At 70.7% G+C, this 18323-nt stretch carries 15 protein-coding genes and 2 pseudogenes; 11 read left to right on the forward strand and 6 right to left on the reverse strand.

Annotation, left to right across the window (positions count from 1 at the left end; all coding sequences use genetic code 11):
- Positions 1–189 precede the first annotated feature (189 nt).
- Entirely contained in the window at positions 190–537 is a 348-nt protein-coding gene (locus tag OG472_RS06485; RefSeq protein ID WP_405941108.1) for a hypothetical protein, read from the forward strand.
- Positions 538–793: 256 nt separating this feature from the next.
- Here OG472_RS06485 and OG472_RS06490 read toward each other — a convergent pair whose 3' ends face one another.
- Positions 794–1738 (reverse strand): LysR substrate-binding domain-containing protein, encoded by a 945-nt coding sequence (locus OG472_RS06490; protein ID WP_401603553.1) that lies wholly within the window; start codon positions 1736–1738, stop codon positions 794–796.
- Positions 1739–1854: 116 nt separating this feature from the next.
- On the opposite strand from OG472_RS06490, the gene OG472_RS06495 reads away from it, so the two are divergent.
- From OG472_RS06495 to OG472_RS06525, 7 genes are all read left to right on the forward strand, one after another.
- On the forward strand, positions 1855–2667 hold the full coding sequence (locus OG472_RS06495) for an inositol monophosphatase family protein (protein ID WP_405941109.1): 813 nt from the start codon (positions 1855–1857) through the stop codon (positions 2665–2667).
- 49 nt (positions 2668–2716) lie between these two features.
- Complete coding sequence (locus tag OG472_RS06500) at positions 2717–3361, forward strand: NADPH-dependent F420 reductase (RefSeq protein ID WP_405941110.1); 645 nt, start codon at positions 2717–2719, stop codon at positions 3359–3361.
- Positions 3362–3704: 343 nt separating this feature from the next.
- Positions 3705–7988, forward strand: coding sequence for a molybdopterin-dependent oxidoreductase (locus OG472_RS06505; RefSeq protein WP_405941111.1), 4284 nt, complete (start codon positions 3705–3707; stop codon positions 7986–7988).
- Between the two features lie 158 nt (positions 7989–8146).
- Positions 8147–8818 carry a pyridoxal 5'-phosphate synthase gene (locus OG472_RS06510; protein ID WP_405941112.1) on the forward strand — a complete coding sequence of 224 codons (672 nt, stop codon included), beginning with the start codon at positions 8147–8149 and terminating at the stop codon, positions 8816–8818.
- 120 nt (positions 8819–8938) lie between these two features.
- On the forward strand, positions 8939–9166 hold the full coding sequence (locus OG472_RS06515) for a hypothetical protein (protein WP_405828407.1): 228 nt from the start codon (positions 8939–8941) through the stop codon (positions 9164–9166).
- Positions 9163–9753, forward strand: coding sequence for a class I SAM-dependent methyltransferase (locus tag OG472_RS06520; RefSeq protein ID WP_405941113.1), 591 nt, complete (start codon positions 9163–9165; stop codon positions 9751–9753). Before OG472_RS06515 ends, OG472_RS06520 begins: the two co-directional genes overlap by 4 nt.
- A gap of 135 nt (positions 9754–9888) precedes the next feature.
- On the forward strand, positions 9889–10701 hold the full coding sequence (locus OG472_RS06525) for a M24 family metallopeptidase (RefSeq protein ID WP_405943146.1): 813 nt from the start codon (positions 9889–9891) through the stop codon (positions 10699–10701).
- On the opposite strand, the pseudogene OG472_RS06530 reads toward OG472_RS06525, so the two are convergent.
- Positions 10670–11455, reverse strand: a pseudogene (locus OG472_RS06530) (Dyp-type peroxidase); the annotation flags it as partial. The gene OG472_RS06525 and the pseudogene OG472_RS06530 sit on opposite strands and share 32 nt — an antisense overlap.
- A gap of 426 nt (positions 11456–11881) precedes the next feature.
- Complete coding sequence (locus tag OG472_RS06535; protein ID WP_405828415.1) at positions 11882–12502, reverse strand: molybdopterin-dependent oxidoreductase; 621 nt, start codon at positions 12500–12502, stop codon at positions 11882–11884.
- 433 nt (positions 12503–12935) lie between these two features.
- On the opposite strand from OG472_RS06535, the gene OG472_RS06540 reads away from it, so the two are divergent.
- Complete coding sequence (locus OG472_RS06540; RefSeq protein ID WP_405941114.1) at positions 12936–13652, forward strand: DUF6333 family protein; 717 nt, start codon at positions 12936–12938, stop codon at positions 13650–13652.
- 598 nt (positions 13653–14250) lie between these two features.
- Here the strand turns inward: OG472_RS06540 and OG472_RS06545 are convergent.
- Together OG472_RS06545 and OG472_RS06550 are read right to left on the reverse strand one after the other, a co-directional pair.
- Positions 14251–14553 (reverse strand): helix-turn-helix domain-containing protein, encoded by a 303-nt coding sequence (locus tag OG472_RS06545; protein ID WP_405941115.1) that lies wholly within the window; start codon positions 14551–14553, stop codon positions 14251–14253.
- A 120-nt stretch (positions 14554–14673) separates the two neighbouring features.
- Complete coding sequence (locus OG472_RS06550) at positions 14674–15072, reverse strand: VOC family protein (RefSeq protein ID WP_405941116.1); 399 nt, start codon at positions 15070–15072, stop codon at positions 14674–14676.
- A gap of 93 nt (positions 15073–15165) precedes the next feature.
- Between OG472_RS06550 and OG472_RS06555 the strand changes: the two genes are divergently transcribed.
- Complete coding sequence (locus OG472_RS06555; protein WP_405941117.1) at positions 15166–16236, forward strand: helix-turn-helix transcriptional regulator; 1071 nt, start codon at positions 15166–15168, stop codon at positions 16234–16236.
- Positions 16237–16928: 692 nt separating this feature from the next.
- Positions 16929–17431, forward strand: a pseudogene (locus tag OG472_RS06560) (DUF1062 domain-containing protein).
- Here the strand turns inward: OG472_RS06560 and OG472_RS06565 are convergent.
- Positions 17366–18136 (reverse strand): hypothetical protein, encoded by a 771-nt coding sequence (locus OG472_RS06565; RefSeq protein WP_405941118.1) that lies wholly within the window; start codon positions 18134–18136, stop codon positions 17366–17368. The pseudogene OG472_RS06560 and the gene OG472_RS06565 sit on opposite strands and share 66 nt — an antisense overlap.
- Positions 18137–18323 lie beyond the last annotated feature (187 nt).

The following is an 18323-nucleotide window of genomic DNA, read 5'->3' on the forward strand; positions in this document are numbered from 1 at the left end:
GGACCACAAGCTGCGCTTCGCACTGGAGGACGGCTCCGAGGTACTGGCCGCCAACCGCGGCGGCCCGCCCCACGCGCTCGCCCTGCTCGCGGCCACCATGGGCGAACGGCCGGGCTGGCTGTGCGGCGCCCGAAACTGGCGCCTGATCAGGAACAACCAGCGGTCGTCTTCGTCACCGACGAAGGCGAGGTGGCGTGGCTGGAAGTGGACCGAGCCGACTTCGAGCAAATCCTCGCCCCCGCGCCCCCCGTACAGCCCGACCCGAACCGCAGTACCGTCCTCGCCCCCACCCCCACCACCGTGCTGCCGGGCGCCCACTGGCCCTGGCTCGGCGGCCTGCTGCTGTCCTATGCCCTCGCCACCTACGTCCTGATGGTCCCGATGTCCTGGGGCGCCGCACTCTCCACGACCGCAGCCGCCGCAACCACCGCCGTCGCCGCCTTCGTCTTCCTGGCCCGCCGCCGAGCGGCCCTCACGGACCGCCTGGGCCACTGGGAAGTCCACGAAACCCGCGACCCGGAACTGGGCCCGGCCTAGTACTGCAACTGCGGTTGTGGTGACGAGGTCGCAGCTTCATGGGTTGTGGCCTCGTTGCTTGTAGTGGCTCTGGCGGGCCCTGTTTTGTTGGCGCCCCCTCACCAAATGAAACGACGTCCAAGTGCGCGGCTGTCGTGGAGGTTTGTGCCGGCGATCCCGCAGGAGATGGGCAGACCGGTCCGCTCGGCGATCAAGTGGATCTTCGACCTCTTCTTGCCCGGTCGTGCCTGCCGCCTCGCCTCCCGGGGATTACGCGTCACTGCCCAGTCCCGTTGGTGAGGGGCTGTCGAGAGGCTGTCGGTGGTGCGAACAGTGCCTGGACGGTTTCCGTGGCCAGGTCTCGCAGCCAGGTGTGGGCGCGGTCGTCGTCGTAGCGCTGGTGCCACAGCAGGTACAGGGGGACGTCGGGCAGCGGGAGTGGCGGCGGCAGTGTGGCCAGGCCGAGTTGCTTCCGAGCCGTGCGGGTGACCGCGTCGGGGAGGGTGACGACCAGGTCGGTGTCGAGGGCGAGTTGCAGGGCGAAGGCGGCGGTGGGCCCGGCGGCGACGACGCGTCGTTCGAGGCCGCGTGTGGTCAGGGCGTCGTCGATCGGGTCGCTCAGGCGTCCGCGCCGCGAGACGGTGAGGTGTTCGGCGGCTGCGTAGCGCTCGAGGCTCAGCGGGCCTTCGGTGAGCGGGTGGCCGGGTCGGACGGCGACGATCAGCCGGTCCCTGCCGACGAGGCGGTGGCGGATGTCGGGGAGCGTCGGAACGCTGGAGCTCGATTCGAGGTCGACCTCACCCCGGCGCAGCTCGGCGTCGTCCGTCCCGGGTTCGGCGGACAGGCGCAGCCGGACGCCGGGGGCCTGATGGTGGACGGCCGTGGTCAAGGCGGTGCCGCAAGCGGCGGTCAGGGCGTCGTGCCAGCGCACGGTGAACACCCGGTCCAGAGCCGCCAGGTCGAGTTCCTGCTGCGCGGAGAGAAGTTGGTGGGCCTGCTGCACGAGGGCGTGGACCTGGGCGCGCATGGCCAGCGCGCGGGTGGTGGGGACCATGCTGCGGCCGGTGCGGACCAGGATCTGGTCACCGGTGGCCTTGCGGATGCGGCCCAGGGAGCGGCTCATCGCCGGTGCGGTGACGTGGAGGCGCGCTGCCGCACCGGCGACGCTCCCCTCTTCCAGCAGGGCGTCCAGGGCCGTGAGCAGGTTCAAGTCCAGTTGCATGGCAGTAACTCTACAAGTGACAAGCATGCACTTGTTGTTAATGATCAGGCGGCCTACCTTCGAAGTGCGGGGGCGAGACAACCGCCCCGCTTCGACAGACCCCCAGGGAGCCCACCATGAGCACAGTCATGCCTTTCGACGCCGACGCGACGCTCCTGTCCGACGTGACCGCTGCGGTGCAGGCCGCCGGCGTCACGCTGCGCGACCGCTACACCTCGCACGCCCGGGGCGTGAGTCTGGACGAGGTCGTCGGCGAGATCCACGCCAACGACGACGCGGTGCTGGAGGTGCTGCGCGAACCGCTGCTGCGGGCCCGGCGAGGGTCGCAGTGGGCCGAGGACGAGCTGGCCGGCGGCGCGCTCCCGGCCGGGGAATGGTGGGTCGTCGACCCCGCCGAGGGCAACATCAACCACGTCCACGGCATGGATGACTGGGCCGTCACCGCCACCCTGGTCCGCGACAACCAGCCGGTCCTCACCGTCGTCCACCTGCCGCTGACCGGCGACACCTACACCGCCGTCGCCGGCGGCGGTGCCCGGCTCAACGACCGGCCCCTGACGGTGTCCGCCAAGACCGACCTGGGCGCCGCACTCATCGGCACCGGCCAGGCCAAGCCCGGCGAGGACGAGCGCACTTTCCGGCGGATCGGCGACTCCGTCACCGCCATGCTCATCAACGGCCTGGTCGTGCGCGTCTCCGTTCCCGCCACGATGCAGCTCATCCACGTCGCCGCCGGACGCATGGACGCGTTCTGGCAGTTCTCCGACGTCCGCTCCGGCCTGGTCGCCGGCGCCCTGTTGGTCTCCGAGGCCGGAGGCACCGTCACCGACCTCGCGGGCGACCCCTGGAACACCGGCAGCCGCGACTTCCTGGCCGCCGCCCCCGGCATCCACGGCGCCGCCCTCAAGGTCCTCTCGCCGATCGCCTGACCGGACGTCTCCGCTCTCCCCACCCCGATACCGCAAGGAGCATCACCTCATGACCAACATCGGCATCCTGGGCACCGGCCGCGTCGCCACCAACCTCGCCGGCAAGCTCTCCGCAGCCGGACACCGTGTCACCCTCGGCGGCCGGAGCCCCGAAGACACCGCCGCCCGGACCGTGGGGCTCGCCCCGCGGATCGCCTTCGCCGACCAGCGCACCACCGCCCGCACCACGGACATCGTGATCAACGCGACGCCCGGCAACAGCTCCCTGGAGCGCCTCACCGACCTGCGCACCGAGCTCTCCGGAAAGATCCTCATCGACGTCTCCAACGCAACCCACGACGCCGCCGACGGCCTGCCCGGCGACCTGTGCTATCCCGGCAGCAGCCTCGCCGAGAAGCTCCAGGCCGCGCTCCCCGACACCCATGTGGTCAAGACCCTCAACACCATGCTTTTCATGGTCATGACCGCTCCCGAGTCCCTGACCACCCCGCCCACCGCCTATCTCTCGGGCGACGACGAACAAGCGAAGAGGACCGTCACCGGCCTGCTCGGCGACCTGGGCTGGCAGCCCGAACGGATCGAGGACCTCGGCGACATCACCACGGCCCGCGCCACCGAGGCCATGATCCTGGCCGTGCCCCACATCCTGCGCCGGCACGGCTTCAAGCCCTTCGCCGTCTCTCTCGCCCGCTGACCCGGTTGCGAAGTGCTTCCTGCCCGGCCTGTTGGACGGGCACCGGGGCGTGTCAGACTCCGGACGAGGGCGTGGCGGGCAGTGCCCCCACGCCCCGCTCCGTCGCACCCGCTCCAGTACTGGCGGCCGCGCCCCTCCTGCGTCGCAGGAGTCGGCGTCCGTGCTGCCACTCACACCCGGGGAGCGAGCGGTGTGCGGGCCGGTTTACACACCGTGCCCGCGGGGCGTGATCGTCCGGTAATCCGGTCTTCCTACCGTCTTGGACGTGGGGATCTTCCCACTCCTGCCGCAGCTCACCCGGCTTGTGCCGGGCGAGGTCGGCGGTCCTGGGGAAGGAGTCTCGGTGACGACGCCGGATGCGAAGGCGGAGAGCGTACGGACGGTCTGCTCGTACTGCGGAGTCGGCTGCGGCATCGTGCTCGACATCGGCCGGGACCCCGCCACCGGCCGGCGGACCGCCAAGAAGACCTCCGGGGACAAGCTCCACCCGACGAACTTCGGGCGGCTCTGCACGAAGGGCTCGACCAGCGCCGACATGATGGCCGCCACCGGGCGGGCCGCCACGGCACTGGTCCGCGCCGGGCGCGGCGCCGCGCCCGTGGAGACGCCGGTGGACTCGGCGATCGCGTCCGTGGCCGGGCGGCTGCGCGCGATCCTCGACGAGCACGGCCCCGACGCCCTGTCCTTCTACGTCTCGGGCCAGATGTCGCTCGAGGCCCAGTACCTGGTCAACAAGCTGGCGAAGGGCTTCGTACGGACGAACCAGATCGAATCCAACTCCCGCCTGTGCATGGCGAGCGCCGGCTCCGGCTACAAGCTGTCCCTGGGCGCGGACGGGCCTCCCGGCTCCTACCAGGACTTCGACCACGCCGAGGCCTTCTTCGTGATCGGCGCGAACATGGCCGACTGCCATCCGATCCTGTTCCTGCGGATGATGGACCGGGTCAAGGCGGCCGGCGCGAAGCTCATCGTCGTCGACCCGCGGCGCAACGCCACGGCCGACAAGGCCGACCTGTTCCTGCAGATCAAGCCGGGCACGGACCTGGCTCTGCTGAACGGGCTGCTGCACCTGCTGGTGGCGAACGGGCACACCGACGAGGCGTTCATCGCCGAGTTCACGGACGGCTGGGAGGAGATGCCCGGCTTCCTGGCGGACTACCCGCCGGCGAGGGTCGCGGAGATCACGGGGATTCCGGAAGCCGACATCCGGCAGGCCGCGCAGTGGATCGGCGAGGCGCGTGAGTGGATGAGCTGCTGGACGATGGGGCTCAACCAGTCCACGCACGGCACCTGGAACACCAACGCCCTCGTCAATCTGCACCTCGCCACCGGGACGATCTGCCGTCCCGGCTCCGGACCGTTCTCGCTCACCGGCCAGCCCAACGCGATGGGCGGACGCGAGATGGGCTACATGGGCCCCGGCCTTCCCGGGCAGCGGAGCGTCCTCGTAGCGGAAGAGCGCGCCTTCATCGAGGACCTGTGGGGCATCGAGGCCGGCACGCTGCGCACCGAGGTCGGGCGCGGGACGGTGGAGATGTTCGAGCAGATGGCCACGGGCGACATCAAGGCGTGCTGGATCATCTGCACCAATCCGGTCGCCTCGGTGGCCAACCGCAGGACGGTCATCGCCGGTCTGGAGGCCGCGGAACTGGTCATCACGCAGGACGTGTTCGCCGAGACCGAGACGAATGCGTACGCCGACGTGGTGCTGCCCGCCACGCTGTGGGCGGAGTCCGACGGCGTCATGATCAACTCCGAGCGGAACCTCACCCTCGTCCAGGGCGTCGTCGACCCGCCCGGGCAGGCGCTGCCCGACTGGCAGCTGATCGCCCGCGTCGCCTGCGAGATGGGCTTCGCCGAGGCCTTCACCTACGCGAGCGCCGAGGATGTCTTCGAGGAGCTCAAGCGGGCATGGAATCCCAAGACGGGCTGGGACCTGCGCGGAGTCAGCTACGGGCGGCTGCGCGAGACCCCCGTGCAGTGGCCGGCCCCGTCCGCGGACGGCGGCGACCGCAACCCGATCCGCTACCTCAACGACGGCATCAGCCAGACCCTGCTGGAACGGGCGGACGGCACCCGGCCCCGGCTCGCGTTCCCCACGGCCACCGGTCGCGCCCAGTTCTTCGGCCGCCCCCACCTGCCGGCCTCCGAGCTCCCCGACGACGACTTTCCGTTCGTCCTGAACACCGGTCGCCTGCAGCACCAGTGGCACACCCTCACCAAAACCGGAAAGGTCGCCAAGCTGGGCAGGCTCAACCCGGGGCCGTTCGTCGAACTGCACCCCGACGACGCCGCCGCCCTGGACGCCGAGGACGGGGACCACATCGAGGTCGCCTCCCGGCGCGGCCGCGCCGTCCTGCCCGCCGTCGTCACGGACCGCGTACGGCCGGGGAACTGCTTCGCGCCTTTCCACTGGAACGACCTGTTCGGGGAGTACCTCAGCATCAACGCCGTCACCAACGACGCCGTCGACCCGATCTCGTTCCAGCCCGAGTTCAAGGCCTGCGCCGTGGCGCTGCGCGTGGTGGCCGCGCCGGAGCCGAATGAGACCGCTGCCGAGTCCGAAGCCACCACCGAACCCGTACCCGTGGCCGCTTCCGCGCCCGTCCCGGCGCAGCAGCCGCAGGCGGGAGGCGTGGCAACCGCCGTCGCCGCCCTCACCACCCTCTTCGCCCTGACCGATGTCACCGGACCGGCTCTGGAGGAACGGGAGCGCACGTACCTGTCCGGTTTCCTGTCCGGCGTTGCCATGGCGCCGCCCGGAGGGGTCCCCGTACTGCCTGCGACCGCGCCCTTCGCCCCCGCCACGGCCCTGTGGGTGGACGGAGTGCTGGCCGGCATGTTCTCGCGCGCCACGGCCTCCACCGCGCAGGCCGCGGCGACCCTCCCGGCGGCCCCCGACCCGGTGGCCGATTCCGTTCCCGTAGCAGCCACATCCCGGAAGCTGATCGTGCTGTGGGCTTCGCAGACCGGGAACGCCGAGGAGTTCGCCGCCACAGCGGCCGCTCGCCTCAGCGAGCTCGGCCATGCCCCGGTCCTGCTCTCCATGGCGGACGTCGCCCCCGGGCAGCTCGCCGCCGATACCGACCTGCTGATCGTGACCAGCACCTTCGGCGACGGCGACAGCCCCGACAACGGCGCCGGTTTCTGGCAGGGTCTCGCCGCTCCCGACGCCGCCCGCCTGAACGGCCTCCGCTACGCCGTGGTGGCGTTCGGCGACTCCGGCTACGACGACTTCTGCGGCCACGGCCGCCGCCTGGACGAGCGCCTCGCCGAACTCGGCGCCGACCGACTGCACCCTCGTATCGATTGCGAACCCGACTACGAAGAAGCCGCCGCGCAGTGGCTCGACCAGGTCTCCACCGCTCTCGCTGCAGCCGTCGACCCGCAGTCCGCCACAACCACGGCGAGCCCAGCACCCGCGACGGTCGCTGCCGCGGGGGCGACTCTCCCTCCGGCCCGGTCCGGCGCCGCATCCACCGCCACCCGGCCCGCCACATCCGGCGGGTACTCCAAAGCGTCTCCGTTCGCGACCCTCCTGATCGGGAACCGGCTGCTCAGCCTGCCCGGATCACAGAAGGAGGTGCGGCAGTTCGCCTTCGACACCCGCGGCGGCGAGCTCGCCTACGAGGCCGGCGACGCCCTCGGCGTGTGGCCGGTCAACGGCTCCGGGCTCGTGGCCGAATGGCTGGCCCTCACCGGTCTGGACCCCGACGAGCCGATCGCCCTTCCCGACAGCGACGACATGCTCTTGGAAGAGGCCCTGCGGACCCGCTTCGACATCGCCCGCATCACCCCGGACCTGCTCAGGTTCGTCTTTGCCCGCACGGGAGACCGGGATCTCCAACGGCTGCTGCGCCCGGACAACAAGGGCGAGCTGGCCAAGTGGAGTTGGGGCCGGCAGGCCGCGGACGTCATCGGCGCCTTCCCCGTCCGGGCCTCGGCCGCCGAGTGGACCGGGGTCCTCAAACGACTCCAGCCGCGCTTGTACTCCATCTCCTCCAGCCCGCTGGCGCACCCGGGCGAGGTCCGCCTGACGGTGTCCGTCGTCCGCTACGCCAACGACACGGGCCGGGACCGGAAGGGCGTCTGCTCCACCTACCTCGCGGACTGCGCCGACGACGGCCCCGTCCAGGTGTTCGTCCAGCGCTCACCGCACTTCCGCCCGCCCTCCGGCTCCGCCACACCCATGATCATGGTCGGTCCCGGCACCGGCGTCGCACCGTTCATCGGCTTCCTGGAAGACCGTCGAGCCCAGGGGCACACCGGCCCCAACTGGCTCCTCTTCGGCGAACAGCGCGAGGCCACCGACTTCTACTACCGCCAGGAACTGGAGGGCTTCCTCGCCTCCGGTCACCTGGACCGCCTCGATGTCGCCTTCTCCCGCGACCAGCGCAACAAGATCTACGTGCAGGACCGGATGCGCGAGCACGGCCCGCGCCTGTGGCGGTGGCTGCAGGACGGCGCCCACTTCTACGTCTGCGGCGACGCCGGCCGCATGGCCAAGGACGTGGACCGGGCCCTGCACGAGATCGTCGCCACGCACGGCGGCATGGACGAGGAGTCGGCTGCCGCGTACGTACGACAGCTGGCCGGCGACAGACGCTACGTCCGGGACGTCTACTGACCGACCCCACGTCGGCGCGAGGTTGTCGCTACGTCCAATTTCCCCTGCGCATGCGCTGCGACCCTTGGGGTTTCTGACAAGCATTTGCCAGGTGATTGTCGAATTTTCACCGCAGATGCAGGATGAGACCTGAAGGTGTCCGGTGGAGGAGGCGGCAGGTGAGCGACCGAGAGCAGGGCGATAGGCTCCGCAGCTGGCTTCGGGGCATCGAGGTCTTCGCAGGGCCTCTTCCCGACTTCGCGCCCGAGCAGGCCCCGGAGGACCCGGTGCGTCTGTTCCTGTCCTGGCTGTCCGACGCCGTGGCGGACGGGTTGCGCGATCCGCACGCCATGAACCTGTCCACTGTTGACGAGGCCGGCGATCCCGACGCACGTGTGCTGATCCTCAAGGGCGTGGACGGTGGCGGCTGGCAGTTCGCCGGGCACGGCTTCAGCCCCAAGGGGCACCAGTTGGCCGTGCACCCGCGGGCAGCGCTCACCTTCTACTGGCCCGAGCACGGCCGTCAGGTCCGCTTGCGCGGGCCGGTGACGCCCGGGTCCGCGCAGGACAACGCCGAAGACTTCGTCGCCCGGTCGGCCACCGCACGCGCCGAGGGCCTGCTGGCCCGCCAGAGCCAGTACCTGGCGGACCCGGCTGAACGTGATCAGGCCCTGGAGAAGGCGCTGGCGATGGTCGAGAAGGAACCGTCGCTCGTCGACTCCGCCTGGACGCTCTACACCCTGTCGCCGATGGAGGTGGAGTTCTGGCAGGGAGCGAAGAACCGCGTCCACACCAGGCTGCGCTACGAGCGGACCCCGAACGGCTGGGAACGGCTCCGACTCTGGTCCTGAGCCCCCATCCCCCATCCCCATCCCCTCATCCCCGTCATCCGTCCCCCATGCCCGGCCGGCACAACCGCGGGCGTGCGGGCACCCCTCCCCACCATCCCTGCTCACAAGGCGAGGTGACCCATGACGACACGTACCCAGGACGGCAGCGCCGGCGACGTCGACTACGGCGCGATCGGCGGCGGGTACTCCGCGTACCGCCGGCCGGACGAGCAGATCGCCCGGTTCATCGCCGGGGCCCTGGGTGACGCCCGTACGGTGCTCAATGTCGGCGCGGGCGCCGGGTCGTACGAGAGCGCGGCGCGCACGGTGACGGCGGTCGAGCCGTCCGAGTCGATGCGCGCACGGTGACGGCGGTCGAGCCGTCCGAGTCGATGCGCGCCCAGCGGCCGGCGCGACTGGCCGGGGCGATCGACGCCGTGGCCGAGGATCTGCCGTTCGCGGACGGGGTGTTCGACGCGGCGATGACGCTGTTCAGCGTGCACCAGTGGTCCGACGTACGGGCGGGCCTGCGCGAGATGCGGCGCGTCACCCGCGGCCCCGTCGTCATCCTGACCTGCGACCCCTCCCTCGTACGCGACTTCTGGCTGTACCGGTACGCGCCCGAGGTGCTGGACACCGAGGCCCGCCGCTACCCGACCGTGGAGGGGCTGGCGTCGGCCCTCGGCGGCACGGGCGTCGTGCAGACCGTGCCGATCCCACTGCACTGCACGGACGGGTTCAACGAGGCGTACTACGGACGCCCCGAGATGCTGCTGGATCCGGCCGCCCGTCAGGCGTGCTCGGCGTGGAGCTTCGTCGACGACCGGGTCCGCGAGCACTTCGACCACTCCTTGCGCAGCGATCTGAATTCCGGCGCCTGGGACGCGGAGTTCGGCCATCCGCGCCATCAGTCCACCTACGAAGGGTCGCTCGTCATCGTGCGCGCGACCCCCTGACCCAGCAGTACGAGAAAGAGACACGACACGATGGCGATACCCGACCGGATGGACGAACGCCTGCGGGCACTGAACCTGGTGGAAGGCCAGCGGAAAGCCCAAACCCTGTTCGCCGAGGCCACCCGCCGGGGGCTGATGGCGGCCGGCCGCAGCGAGTACGAAGTGACCGACCGGATCGGGGACCTGGCCAGGGAGCTGTGGGGCACACGCGTGCGGTGGCCCGGACGCATCGTCCGCTCCGGCCCGCACGCCGTGCTCCCGAGCGGCGAGGAACCGTCCACCGACCGTGTCATCGGCGCGGGCGACACGGTCACGGCCCACTTCGGCCCGCTCCTCGCCGGGCACGGCACGGACTACACCCGTACCACCGTGCTCGGCGACGACCCGGCCAGGCTCCGGCTCCGTGAGGACCTGCCGGCGATCTTCGCGGCGGGCCGGGCGGTGTTCCGTTCGGATGCGCGGATCACGGGTCGGCAGCTTTACGCCGAACTCGGGGCCCTCGCCGACAAGGCGGGCTGGAGCCCGGGCCGGCCGGCACGCGGGCCACCTGGCGGGCGAGGCGCCCGCCGCGAACCCGATGTGCGCGCGGCCGGACGCCTGCATCGGGCCGGACAACGACCAGCCGCTGCGCCGCACGACATCGGACGGGTGGCGGGCCCACTGGCTCCTGGAGATCCACCTGGTCGACGAGCATGCGGGCTTCGCCGGCTCGCACAAGGCGCTCCTCGATCTGGTGTGAGGCTCCGCAACGGTCGGCTCGGCGTGAGAACCAGTGGCGCCGGACCGCCGTCGCTCCGGTCGGGCGCGGGCGTCAGCCTTCCAGGAGTGCCTGGGCTACGTAGGCTCCGGGGCGGATGCCGCCCGGTACGGCGAACAGCGCGGACGTCTCGTGGACCAGGTAGCGGCCGAGGGCGTCGCCACGGGAGAGCCGTTGCTGGACGGGGATGAAACCGGTGCGCGGATCGGGCTGCCAGGCCATGAACAGCAGGCCGGCGTCCGGAGTGCCGTCCGCGCGCAGGCCGTCGTGGTACGACCAGCTGCGCCGCACCATCGTGGCGCCGTTGTTGGAGTCGGGGGCGGCGAGCCGGATGTGGGCGTTGGTGGCGATCACCGGGACGCCGTCGGACCGTGCGGCGGAGAGGTCGACGGGGGTGCGTTCGGTGCCGCCTGTCAGCGGGGCGCCGTCGGCGGCGCGCCGCCCCAGGGCCTGTTCGCGGTGGGTGGGCGGCAGGGTGTCCCAATGGTCCAGGAGCATGCGGATGCGCCGGATCACCACGTACGAGCCGCCCGCGAGCCATGGCGGGACGTCCGGCCCGTGGAGCAGGGCGCGGGCGGGCTCGGGGTTGTTCGTGCCGTCGATCTGTCCCATCAGGTTGCGGCGGCCGTCGGCGGCCGTGAAGCCGGTCATGGCCCAGCGGAGTCCGGCCTCGCCACGCGCCAGGCGCTGGAGGGTCCGCAGGGTGTGCGCGGTGACGAAGGCGTCGTCGGCGCCGATCTGTACGAGGAGGTCGCCGTCGCTGCGGGCGGGGTCCAGCTGGTCCTCGGGGAAGGCGGGCAGCGGCGCGAGGGCCTCGGGGCGGGCCGCCGCCAGGCCGGTGCGGTCGAAGAAGTTCGGGCCGAACCCGAAGGTGACCGTGAGCCTGGCCGAGGCGCTGCCCTCCAGCGCCCCGGTCTCGGCGGCCCGGGAGCCGGGCGGCTCCAGCTCGGGGGGGCACGGCCGCGCCCCGGGCCAGGTGCTCGGCGGCGGACGTCCAGCGCAGGAGCAGCGCGGCGGCGCGTCCTCGGTCGGTACGGGTGCCGAAGTCGAAGGCGGCCACCCGGACGTGCTGCTGGCGGGACGTCAGGATTCCCGCCTGGTGGGGTCCCTGGAAGGGGATGACGGCGGCCGCGGTTGCCCGGCCGTCGCTGCGGAGCGCCGCGGCGGTGACGGTCGCGCCGCCGGCCAGGGCCGCGAGACCGCCTCCGGCGAGCAGGGCCCGCCGGGAGACCCGTCGGCGGGCCGTCGCGACCGGGCTGCCGGTCAGCGCCGGTGACGCGGCAGGGGCGGCGAATCCCTCTTCGTCAGCGGAGCTCTGCAGTGGATCCAGTCCGCCCTTCGCTGTGGCCTGCTCGTCAGCCGCCGACACCTTCAGGCTCCGCCCGCGGCGTCGACAGTGGTGTCGACCGTGCCGACCCAGAGCTGGTTCAGCTCGGAGACGTAGCGTCCGCCCTTGGTGTCCTGCGGGACCACGAGGCGCGGGCCCTGCGCGTCGTCGAATGGCTTGCCGTCCTCCGAAACGGCCAGCAGGATCTCGGACTTGGCGAAGCCGGGGTCGAGTTCCGCCCAGGCGAAGACAGCCCGGTAGTCCCCTCCGCCGGTCGCCGCGACGACACCGCGCAGCTGGCCGTTCTTCTTCGACGCGTCGAAGCGGGGCTGGGCGTCCTTGAGGACGTCGTGGAGCAGGACGCCCTGGTAGGTGTGCTTCTGCTGTCCCTTGGCACTGCTGTACTCGACCTCCACGGACTTCTGGGGCAGGCCGCGCAGCGAGGCGAGGGTGACGGTGTACGGCTTGTCGACCTGGCCCGCGACGCGCACTTCCCCCGGCTTCTGGGCAGGTGCCGGGGACGCCGCGGTCGAGGGGCCCGCGCCTGCGGCGGGTGACGATTGCGCGGGCGAGCCGGTCGCCTTCTCCGGGGTGCTGTCGCCGCATCCGGCGAGCACCAGGACCGCGACCACGGCGACTGCGGGCAACGATGCACGACGGTTCACGACGAGACTCCTCTTCTCAGGCTGGGCGGCCCCGATCGCAGCCCGGGGCGATCGACGGTGACCGCGCGGTTGCATGCCTGATCGCGTAGCCCAGCTGGCAAATGCATGGAGAAAGATATCGGACAAACGGCATCTGCCGATGGCTACCTGAAGGTTCTGCGGAACCTCCAGGCGGGGAACGGCGCCATGGTCGGAATCGACCACGGGTCGGCGATGTTGCGGCAGCCGTCGTAGTGGGTGGTCAGGTCAGCATGACCAGCACCATCACCGGCCGCAGCCGCCCACAGCGGAGACGGAGGGAGAAAAATCCTGACGGCACGTCAATTCCTGTTGCCGGACGCGAAGACGTACACGGTCTTACGCAACGCCCGCTGCAGCACCGAACGCATGGATGACGGCGCTTCTGTCATCGACGGCCGTTACGGTGGCCCGCATGAACGAGAACACCTACTGGACCTCTGCGCCGGACCGGATCGTGCGCGGCTCGATGAGCCTGTGCCATCTGACAGTGTTCGAGGGGCCGTTCAACGTCGACGCCCGTAACCTGCCCCCCAACGACCCTGCGCGCGCACGCGCGTTCGTCGAGTCGTTCGAGGGCATCGAGGCCGTCCTGGAGGACCTCGGGCCGCGCTCCGCGCAGACCCCGCTCCCCTCGGCAGCACGGTCCGATCTGGACATCGTGCACGCTGCCGCGTGGGGCGGCATGTTGAGCATCGCGACCCCCGCCTTCGCGACCGACGGCAACGACGAGCCTCTCCGGTCGGCGGCGAAGGAGTTGCGGGAGCGGTTCCCGGATGCGCGGATCGTGGGACGGGTCTCCTACCACGGGGGGATGGAACACACGGAGAACATCGTGTGGTTGCCGGACGGAGCGATGTTCCACGCATCGGGATGGCCGGATGACGAGCCGTTCGTCATCTCGGGCGATCCGCGTGCGGTGATCGCGTCCCTGGATCTCAGGGGGTGGATGGTGGACAACGCCGGCGTCGACCTGGACGCGCCCGCGAACGAGGTCTACTGGGCGGGCCTGGGGGGCTTGGCGCTCGGGCATTCGGATCCGTGGGGGTGGGAGGAGATGGAGACGACGGCGTTCCGTGTGCGGCACTCCGAAGACGCGGTCAGGGACATGGAGGGCCTGTACTTCGTCTAGGTGTGGGTCTCGGGACCTTGGTTACGCGAAGTCCTCGAAGGTGAGCTGCTGCGGGATGTCCGCGAGTGGTTCGGGCGGCTGGCCGAAGACGATCTGGTGGCGTCCCGTTATGCCTCTCCACCTTCCCGTTCGTGCGCGGCGTGTACGGCCTGGTCCGCTTGTGCTTCGTACCGGTCGCGCCGAAGGCGTCAGCCCAGGTCGTAGACCGGTAGCACGCGCCGTTCTCGGTGAGGCAGCCGCGGATCTGTGTGATGCCGTGGGCGGCGAAGAAGGAATCGGCCGGTTCCAGAAGGCGACCGCGGCGACGACCTTCTCATCGTCCAGGGCCGCGGTGTAGGCGAGCCGGGAGTGGCCGTCGAGCGCCGAATGCAGGTACGCGTATCCGACCTTGCCGGTTCCGGGACCGGTGCATTGGGAGGCGCGGGCGGACTCGGCGCCGACGCCGTGCATCCGCCAGCCGCCGCCGATCGGATGCGTCCGAGCTTCTTGATGTCGACGTGGACCAAGTCGCCGACCCTGTCGTGCTCGTAGCGGATGACCCCGCGCAACTGCTCGCCGGTCGGTGGATCCAGGTCCCGGAGCCGGCCCAGTCCTCGCCTCACCAGAATGCGGTGCACGGTCGCCGGCGCGAGTGTGACGCCGTGCAGCCGCTGTAGGTCGGCGGCGAGCCGGGCTGGTCCGTGCTTGGTCTGCCGCCGCAGCGCCTCCACCAGGTCGGCGATGTCCTCGGGCGTGCGGGCGGGACTGGTGGCGGGGCGGGAGGAGTGGTCGAGAGTCCGTTCTCGCCGTGCGCGCGCCAGCGGGCGTACCACTTCGCCAGGCAGCAGCGGGAGATCCCGGCTCCCGCAGCGACGTGCCCGATCGGAAGTCCGGCGGCGACCCGCAGACCAAGCGCAGGCATCCTTCGGGGGGCAGTGGTGCGTTCCGATGTCCCCTGCTGGTGGCGCTCCTGGACTCGGCGGCCGCATTCACCGGGAGCCCTGGGATCTCAGGGCTCCCGCGTGAGCGGCTGTGCGTGGCGTCAGCGTGCGAACTTTTCCATGGCCGCCGGGGTGACGGGGGTGAAGAAGTTGACGAGGTTGCCGTCGGGGTCGCGGAACAGCAGCGACCGGTTGCCCCAGGGCATCGTGGTGGGCTCGTTGACGAAGTCGGTCACGAAGCCGGTCAGGTTCTGGTGAACGCGGTCCACGTCGTCGACGAGGAACTCGGTGATCACGCTGTGGTTGTCCGCCGGGCGCGCAGAGTCCGGGGCGAACAGCGGGACGGTGCGGGTGCCGGCGATCGCGAGGGTGGCGCCCGAGGTCTGGAGTTCGGCGAAGTCCTCGGTGGCCCACGTCGCCCGCGCCCCTGTGGCTCGCTCGTAGAAGTCGACGAGGCGTGCGACGTCGCCGGTGATGATGCGGATCGAGACGAAGTTCATGGGAATCTCCTTGGCTGTGCTGGAGGCGTGCTCGTCGCAGGCTAGGAGAAATAGTGGACAGAATCGGTCCTGTATTCGCGTTAGGCTGCCAACATGCCTCGACCAACCGGCCGCGTGCTGACACTCCTGGAGCTGCTGCAGTCGGGCGGCATCCGGACGGTGGCCGAACTCGCCGACCGGCTCGGCGTCGAAGGGCGCACCGTGCGCCGGTATGTGAATCAACTGATCGACCTCGACGTGCCCGTGGAATCGGTGCGCGGCCGCTACGGCGGGTACCGGCTGGCTCCCGGGTGCCGCTTGCCTCCGCTCATGCTCAGCGACGACGAGGCGCTGGCCGTGGTGCTCGGCCTGGTCGCGGGCCGCCGAGCAGGGTTGACGACGACGGAGCGCACGGCAAGCGAGACGGCGTCGGCGAAGATCCGGCGGGTACTGCCCAAGCACATCGCCCGTCGGCTCGACACACTCCTGGCAGCGCTCGCCTTCACGGATGCGCCCGGCGAGTTCGACACCCCCGACGCTGGGGTCCTGCTCACGATCGCCGATGCGGTGCGCCACTACCGACCGGTCTCGATCCGCTACACCGACCGTGACGGACGGCGAAGCGAACGCACGCTGCACGCGTACGGGATCGTCGCCCATGCGGGCCGGTGGTACGTCACGGGCAGGGACGCCCAGATCGGCAAGGACCGAACCTTCCGGCTCGATCGCATCGCAGACGCGCGGACCCTGCCCGGCTCATTCGCAGCGCCAGTGGGTCCCGGTCCGGAACAGCGCGTGTTGTCCGGGTTCGCCACGGCCGAGTACCAGCATGAGGTGACCTTGCGGATCCACGGGACAGTTGAGCAGATCCGCGCCCACCTTCCGGCCAGCGTCGCGAGCCTGGGGGAGCACGAGTCCGCGGCCGGCGAGGACCGTGCGACCGAGCGCTGGCTGCGCGTCGAGCTGCGGGCGGAGCGGCTCGACTGGGTACCCCCGGTACTCGCCTCACTCGACCGGCCGTTCGTCATCGAGCGCCCCGATGAACTCCGCGACCTCGTCATCGCGCTCGCCGATCGCCTCACGTCCTACGCCGCCGAGCCTGACCGCGAGCAACCACTGTCATGCGATGGCATATCTAGGCGTGAGTCGGCGGGTTCCCCTGGGACCGAGGGTCCCAGCGTGTGAACTGTCGGCCTGCGCAATGGTGTTGACAGTTCACCGACACGCTTTAACTCGTCTTTACTTGTGGTGGGCGGGGGCTATGGTGGTCGAGTGGCGCGTACATGTCACAGGGGCCCACGCGCCGCCCACCCATCAGCCGCGCGCCTGTCCCTAGACCCAGACCTCGTCCTCGTTGCGGTAGTGGGGCCATGACCTCCAGGATAGTTGGCCCAGGGGACCCGCTACGGATCAACCGCGGTGGTGTCCAGGTCGATGCCCAGAACCCCGCCGCTGACCGAGCCGTCGGCGGAGGCCGCAGAGGAGGAGCGGATGCTCCTGCCTACCGTGACCGCCCGCCCCGAGACCCTGGCTCGGATGCGGTGGCTCCACGATGGCGACTTCTCCGCCCCCACGCACGCCGCCCTGATCGTCGGAAGACCGCATTACCGGGCCCGCCCTGCGGGCACGGCGTGTAAACCGGCCGTGAGTGGCGTTCAAGGCCCCTGTCATCGGCCATCGGCCGTCGCCAGCCGCCCGAAAACCAGTGGAACCGTGCTTCCGTGGTCCGTTACCGTGCTCGCACCCGCAGTCGCCCCAGGCAAGGACGTGCCGTTGTACACCAAGTGAGACCCCCCGAGCGCTGAACCGTCGCGCGTCGCACCTGTGCGCCGTGCTCCCTTTCGCTGCGGTCTTCTCACTGGAACCGGTGTATCTCCATGTCCCGAACCTGGGTGGTCGTTCCCACCTGCCTGCCGATCGATCTCCGCCGTTGCCACAGGTGCCCCTCCGGGCGCTTCCGGACACACGGCACATCTCGCGTCAACGCCAACCACAAACTCCTCGACGCCTGGCTCCTCGCCCTGTGCACCGGGTGCGGAGACACCGCCAAACCTGCCATCCTGAACCTGCTGCCCGGCAACGCTTCCGGACCGGCCGCCGAACTGCTCCACGTGCCGGTCCTACGGCGCCGCGGCCTGGGTGTCACGGGTCGAAGCGACCGTCCGGCGTGGCAGTCGCCGTACGGTCCGCCGTCGCACCGGGCGCACCGCGGCAGGTGGGCCCCCGTGCCGGGCGTGGCCAATCCTCGCTCCTCCTTGCCGCGCGAATACCTGTGCGGCCGGTGCGACTGATCGTCGAAGGTTTCGGCTGTGCGCTAGCCGAGGTCGGCAGGCTGCTCACCGAGGGGAACCTCGTGTCGACGGTCCGCCTGAACGGCTAGCGCTCGGGCGATTTCACCTTCAGGCTCAATGACTGAGTGATGGAGCGGGAGTGGCCCCACCTCCCTGCGAGCTGCCGGATTGCTCCTTCTCCAAGCTCGTTGTGAGGTAGGGCCGGGCCGGCACGTGTGGTCGATGACGACCTTCGGCGGGAGGGCCAGGTCGTGGAAGGGGGACTCGTCGGAGTCCATCTGGTAGCCCGCCGTGTTCGGGTGGACCAGCAGGTCGCCGACTCGGGGCGCGGTTCGGAACGGGATCTTCCGCCACGTGAGCATGTCCGACTCCAGGCAGGTGGCCGCCCCGACGCTCGCCGGGAAGGTGCCGACCGGGCCGACCGTGTCCTGCGCGAGGAGGAAGGGGTCGGGCAGGTACTCGCTGTTGAACCACTGCTCGGACAGGCTCAGGCTCGTGCCGTCCACCGTCAGGATCCGGTAGCCGTCCCGGTCCTTGACTCCCTGGATGCGGAACACCGTGGCGCCGGCCTGGTGGAGCAGGGCCCGGCCGGGCTCCAGGAGGAGTTGGACGCCTGCATCCCTGAGAAGGGCCGCGAGGGGCTGTTCGCAGCTCTCGGTCCGGGTGGCCAGGAGGGCGGCGAGGGCCTCGGCGCCTGCCACCGGGGAGTGGTACGGGTAGAAGTCGCCGGTGTGGAAGGTCTTGCCGGCGTGGTGATGGCCGCAACACCGTGCTCCGGTAAGCGAACGCCGCACGCTGGCAGGACACCATTCATGAGAACCGGGCCCGGCCCAGCAGACTGGACCCCTACAAGCCCTACCTGGAGCGGCGATTCGCCGAGGGATGCACCAGCGTCACCCGACTGCACAGAGAGCTGGTTGCCGAGCAAGCTCCCGTCACCTACGGCATGGTCCGCGCGCACATCGCCACATTGCGTGGGGC

It is taken from the genome of Streptomyces sp. NBC_00207 (assembly GCF_045160965.1).
In the GTDB taxonomy this organism is placed as follows: domain Bacteria; phylum Actinomycetota; class Actinomycetes; order Streptomycetales; family Streptomycetaceae; genus Streptomyces.